Consider the following 5,264-nt stretch of genomic DNA (forward strand, 5'->3'; position numbering starts at 1 on the left):
CAGCTCATTTTGTCTTGAGTAGTACGACTGCAAGCAAAAGTGAACTGTTGAAAATTACAAAAAGCATTCTCTCAGATTGAGTATTTTTAGCGTCTTATCTTTATGGCTGCCACTATTCAACTAACGAAAACTATAGCTTAATTAAAACGCGGCTGCCGGCATAGATCGTCAGCCGCGTTGCGCTAACGGGCAGTTATGCGTAACTTCCAGAGAATGTAAACATCTAAATAACGTAAGGAACAAGGAGGCAGACAATTCATGGGAGGAACGAATGTATGCGATGCGGAGTGGGAGGTTAACGAAGAGCAGGCGCGGACGCTGATCGGCAGACAATTCCCTCAGCTGTCATCGAAGCAAGTGAAGCGATTGGGCTGGGGCTGGGACAATACGGTTTTTCTCATCGGTGACGAGTACGTGTTCCGGTTTCCAAGAAGAACGATTGCAGTTGGCTCGATTCGTATGGAAGGGAAGCTGCTGCCGAAGCTGGAGGCATATATGACCATCCCCTATCCGAAACCGTTGTTTTATGGCGAAGCAAGTGACGAATACCCGGCACCATTTCTTGGCTATGCCTACGTGCCAGGAGATTTCCCCATCGGTTTGACGGAAGAACGCCGGGCTTTATCGGCAGAGACGCTGGCGAAATTTTTACGGAGATTGCATGAGTTTCCGGTGCAGGCGGCGCTGAAGTGCGGAGTTCAGCAAGATCATCGAAACTTGACGGACATAGCATCGCGCAAAGTGAAATTGGAGGGCTTTCTATCGAAGGTGGTTGAACACTTGTCGCCGGAGGAGTCCAGTGTGATCGAAGCGTATATTAGCAGGCTGCAAAAGGACCGTGTCGAGGCGGTGAATGCACTGCTACATGGCGATCTTCATTTCAAAAATATGCTTGTGAATGAGAACGGGATCGTTTCCGGCATCATTGATTGGGGCGATCTGAGCGTAGGACATCCGGCTTGCGATTTGAGCGTTGCTTATAGCTTTTTACCACCTTACGCTCGCGGCGTGTTTTTCGAAACGTACGGAGGAGCGGACGAGGAAACGAAGCTGCTGGTACGGCTGATTGCGGTATACATCCCCATACTGATCTTAATGCAAGCGGTCGATGACGGGAATGAAGCGATTGCGGCAGAGGCGAAATCCAACATCATGCGGGCACTGTCGGATTAGGCTCATTATTTCGTTGCGGCTATGGGGCTATGGCTATCGGCACCTAAAGGACGCGATAAGGTACGATCCGCCTTCTCTGATGCCGCTTTATGTTGAGGAACATGAAATTCAACAGATTAAGTCGTTGCGCTAACGGGACACGTTTGTTGAATAGCCAGGGAGCAAACTACTGCGGTAGTTGCTCCCTGTTTTCATTGAAGTAACGGGCAGTAGAGTTCATATTAAAGGGGTTTGTGATAATATAATATATGGAATCATTAACCAAATAGGTGTTGGAGGATCGATGGATTTCATGCCTTAAATTTATTGAATTAATATAAAATAATATGTATAATGATGCAATCGTGCAGGGAGGGAATTCCATGAATTTATATGATGTAAGAAAGTCAACTGAAGCCGATCTTGAGGCGCTTACAAGCTTAATGCAGCAGTACATTGTCGGATTTTACGGCAACGCCTGGCCATCAGACATTTCAATTCATTCCTTGATCCGCACTTTGCTTCACGAGCAAAGCGGCGTCCAATTCATTGCCGAATTCAAAGGGCAGCCGGTTGGTTTTGCAACCTTGTATTTCACGTTCAGTACGATGAAAGCCCAAAAGATCACCGTCATGAATGATTTATTCGTCCTTGAGACTTACAGGAACAGCGATCTGGAGATTCAATTGTTTACCGCTTGCTCGAGGTATACGGAGGAGTATGGATTTGCGAATATGACCTGGCTCACCGGCCCAGGCAATACAAGAGCGCAGCAATTTTTCGAGGAGCGAGGAGCGAGGCGGATCGAATGGGTCAACTACTCTCTGAAGTAATTCACCCCTACGTTGGCGTATGACAATTGTTGAGGAGCTGATCTAATAGCTCCTTTTTCGTTTATTGAAGTAACGGATAACGCTAGTTAAATAGATTAAAACCTTCCATAAAAAGAAAAACTAGATTTATTAGAACTTATGGGAGGTTTTTTTATGATTTTAAGTGAGTTATGGCGACTGTATGAAGCTGATAAACGTATCCAGGGATTTAGTTCGAGTACATTGAAAGCCTACGCTCTGCAGCTCAAGATGTTACTAAGAGAACTAGGAGACCTGGATATTACTGAAGTTACACTTAACTTATTGAAGGAATACTTAGCAAAGCAGTCAAGTCGGTTGAAACCTAGTAGTTTAGGACATCGTATCCGTTTTGTTCGTTCTCTATTTCGATTTGCCTATGAAGAAATATACTTAACCTCAAATCCAGCTTTGAAGTTACGCGAACCCAAAATGGACAAGCGTATTCCTAAGTTTTTGATCGAGGAAGATGTCATTCACTTGAAAATCTGTTGCCAGTCCCTGAGGGAAAGGGCACTTCTGGAGTTTCTCTACAGTACCGGCTGCCGGGTTGGAGAAGTGGAGAAGTTAAACATTGAAGACCTGAACTGGGAGAACTGCTCCGCTATTGTAAATGGCAAGGGTTCAAAACAGAGAGAGGTATACTTTACAACCGAGTGTAAAGTGTGGATGAAGAAGTATCTCGCGAGCCGTGAGGATTCCTGTAAGGCCTTATTTGCAACCGATACACATCCGACAAGACGAATGGCTATTCCGACGATTAGGTGGACATTAAAACGGCTTGCTAATCGGGGAGAGATCGAAGCAAATGTATACCCGCATCGCTTTCGTCATACTTATGCGTGTCAGCTTCTTGATAACGGAGCACCATTAGATTTCATTCAAGGTATGTTGGGGCATGAAAAAGCATCAACCACTCAAATTTATGCCCAGCTGCGTGGGGAACGCCGACGAGAACTCTACCGTCGGTTTTTTTAGCTTTTCCGTAATATTACGAGATGAAATGCTCCTAAGTAAAATGTTACTAAACTAAAGGGCAGATTAGTAGAATGAGATTCCAGCATTCGAGGAAGCATGCGTTTATTAGCAATACCATTGTTATCGTTCCCCACCCTACACTCGCAACCATTTTTCAGTGTACTAGGAACCAAGGTTTACGGAATTCTAATTCTTAGATCGGCGTGGATTAACACATCCAGTCCTCTTTATGGCAGACCCTCGTAATACAAAGCAGGATAATTAAGGAGTGAAATCGAATTAATTACTCTCGCGCGTAAGTTAGAAAGGATTATATCTATATATCAGGGAGTGCCCCATGGAAAAAGAAACCCCACAAAAACTATCTTATTCGATAGTAAAGAGAAACTTAAACGAGCCGTTACGTATTACTGAAAAACAAAGATGTGCTTTTAAGCCGTCCCCAATGGCAAAGGCAATAGAAAACAATGATGCCTTAAGAGGCGTTCTAGAGCCTTCTCCCATGTTAAAAGCAATACAATGGGAGCAATCTTATAGAAGTGTAACAGAGTCTTCACCAGCTGTTAATGCAAAAATAGATCTCGAGACTAAAGAAAGACTTAGTCCCGCTCAATATGCAATCAGAAGAGATATGCTTCCGTATGAAAGCCTTAACCCTACTCAACGGGCAATCGCGGGAATGACAAACCCTTTTTTAGAATTTCAAAGTACAATAACACAGCTCGGGCATACACTAACCAGGCTTCATGAAGTTGTACCAGATGAGCGTAAACGACATCAGATTATACAATCAGCCATAGGTTATCCTGGTGTAAGTTCTCCAGTTATGAAAGCTATGATGGATTTTCGTATTCGCTTTAATAATCTCCCTGATCAATATAAAATTGTCCAAACAGAACCAGAAGAACGCTCTGGGGACGAGCCTACTATCGAATTAGTTTCCGATGAAGAAGGCTCTGCACCCCGAATTCCGTTCGGGGAACTTCCTAGTGCGCTTAGTATCATGGACATTCTAAAACAAATAACTGAAGAGGAAGTAATAAGCTTTCTTAGTCATCTTATGCGTTTCTCAATGTTAGCATTAGAGCATAAAGTTGGACAGACTATTCGTGATGCGATTAAAGATATGTCTAGAAAAATGCATGTAGCATCAGATTTATATCGATGCCGAATGCACGATGCTAAAGCGATGATTCGGACAGAAGCTGAAATGTGGGAAGCACCAATTGGAGTTAGTTCACAAGGTCGATTCAATATGACAGGTCATGGGGTTTTATATACATCGGAGGATCAAACTGCAGCTTTACTTGAAATGAAACAGAGCCCTGGTACTCTACTAGATGTTATGAAAGTTGCTATTGATACTGAAATCGAAGTAATAGATCTCTCAGAAAATGATAATGAACTATTTCGATACTGTTTGTTTCCCGCATTAAGTGATGGAAAGCTCAGAAGAGAGTATTTAATACCAAACTTTATTGCGCAATGCTGTCAGATCACGGGGATTCATGCAATAAAATATAAGAGCGTTCACAAAGATGCGAATAATTATGTTTTTTTTGATTATATGGACAGCTGGTTTAAATATCAGTCAAGTGAAATTCTTGAAGTACCATCTAGTGAGCAAAATTAATAGCCTACTTTGATTACTATATCTGGTTTCTCTAGTAATTCACTACAAGAACGGTATACCTCCGGCTGGCTCCGATAGGCAAGCGCTAAACTAACGGGGAACGATAGCTCAAATGTTTTAGGCTGCCAAATGGCAGCCTTTTCTCAACTAACGAGCAGGATAGTTTAATAACACACATTATTGAGCAGGCTGTCGTAGTCTGCTTTTACCATGACAAGGCTGCCAGCTTGATTGGCAGCCTTGTTGCGCTAACGAGCAGATCACGTTAACATCAGCATGGAAGTTACATCCCACATACTGTAAAATCTACCTAATAACTAATGAAACATAGCTTTTAGGGAGGGTTGCTTATTATGAAGAATAATTCGCAAGCCTGTACATTTCTTAATGACCAAGGGTCTGATTGGTCGATCTGCTGTGGTGCTGCTATCGATTTATTTCTTGGTAGGCAGACTAGAATTCATAAAAACTTGATGTAATATGACTGGTTTCATACAGAAATTACGTCTTAATTCTAGAGACACGATCAAGGAGGTAGTTTGGGGTTGTGCTAAACGATGATGAATATGTCTTAAGGGCTAAACGTGGAGACATGGATGCTTTTTCGACGTTATTGAAAAAGTATTCAAATGCTGTGTATGCCGCCACAT

At 42.8% G+C, this 5,264-nt stretch carries 5 protein-coding genes; all 5 read left to right on the plus strand.

Features of this window, described 5'->3' with window-relative positions:
* Positions 1 to 258: 258 nt before the first annotated feature.
* The 5 genes from NV379_RS25715 (at position 259) to NV379_RS25735 (ending at position 5,093) form a co-directional block, all read left to right on the plus strand.
* On the plus strand, positions 259 to 1,173 hold the full coding sequence (locus NV379_RS25715) for a phosphotransferase (protein WP_258210189.1): 915 nt from the start codon (positions 259 to 261) through the stop codon (positions 1,171 to 1,173).
* 362 nt (positions 1,174 to 1,535) lie between these two features.
* Positions 1,536 to 1,985 (plus strand): GNAT family N-acetyltransferase, encoded by a 450-nt coding sequence (locus NV379_RS25720; RefSeq protein WP_258210190.1) that lies wholly within the window; start codon positions 1,536 to 1,538, stop codon positions 1,983 to 1,985.
* Between the two features lie 153 nt (positions 1,986 to 2,138).
* On the plus strand, positions 2,139 to 2,981 hold the full coding sequence (locus tag NV379_RS25725; RefSeq protein WP_258210191.1) for a tyrosine-type recombinase/integrase: 843 nt from the start codon (positions 2,139 to 2,141) through the stop codon (positions 2,979 to 2,981).
* A 337-nt stretch (positions 2,982 to 3,318) separates the two neighbouring features.
* Positions 3,319 to 4,614, plus strand: coding sequence for an RES family NAD+ phosphorylase (locus tag NV379_RS25730; protein ID WP_258210192.1), 1,296 nt, complete (start codon positions 3,319 to 3,321; stop codon positions 4,612 to 4,614).
* Between the two features lie 353 nt (positions 4,615 to 4,967).
* Entirely contained in the window at positions 4,968 to 5,093 is a 126-nt protein-coding gene (locus NV379_RS25735) for a hypothetical protein (RefSeq protein ID WP_258210193.1), read from the plus strand.
* The last annotated feature ends 171 nt before the right edge of the window (positions 5,094 to 5,264 follow it).

Source organism: Paenibacillus radicibacter (assembly GCF_024721995.1).
In the GTDB taxonomy this organism is placed as follows: Bacteria; Bacillota; Bacilli; order Paenibacillales; family NBRC-103111; genus Paenibacillus_AM; species Paenibacillus_AM radicibacter.

What these genes read in the sequence shown, in the direction of transcription:
- NV379_RS25725 (WP_258210191.1), top strand. Translation starts at nt 2,139, where the DNA reads ATGATTTTAAGTGAGTTATGGCGACTGTATGAAGCTGATAAACGTATC.
- NV379_RS25720 (WP_258210190.1), top strand. Translation starts at nt 1,536, where the DNA reads ATGAATTTATATGATGTAAGAAAGTCAACTGAAGCCGATCTTGAGGCG.
- NV379_RS25730 (WP_258210192.1), top strand. Translation starts at nt 3,319, where the DNA reads ATGGAAAAAGAAACCCCACAAAAACTATCTTATTCGATAGTAAAGAGA.
- NV379_RS25715 (WP_258210189.1), top strand. Translation starts at nt 259, where the DNA reads ATGGGAGGAACGAATGTATGCGATGCGGAGTGGGAGGTTAACGAAGAG.
- NV379_RS25735 (WP_258210193.1), top strand. Translation starts at nt 4,968, where the DNA reads ATGAAGAATAATTCGCAAGCCTGTACATTTCTTAATGACCAAGGGTCT.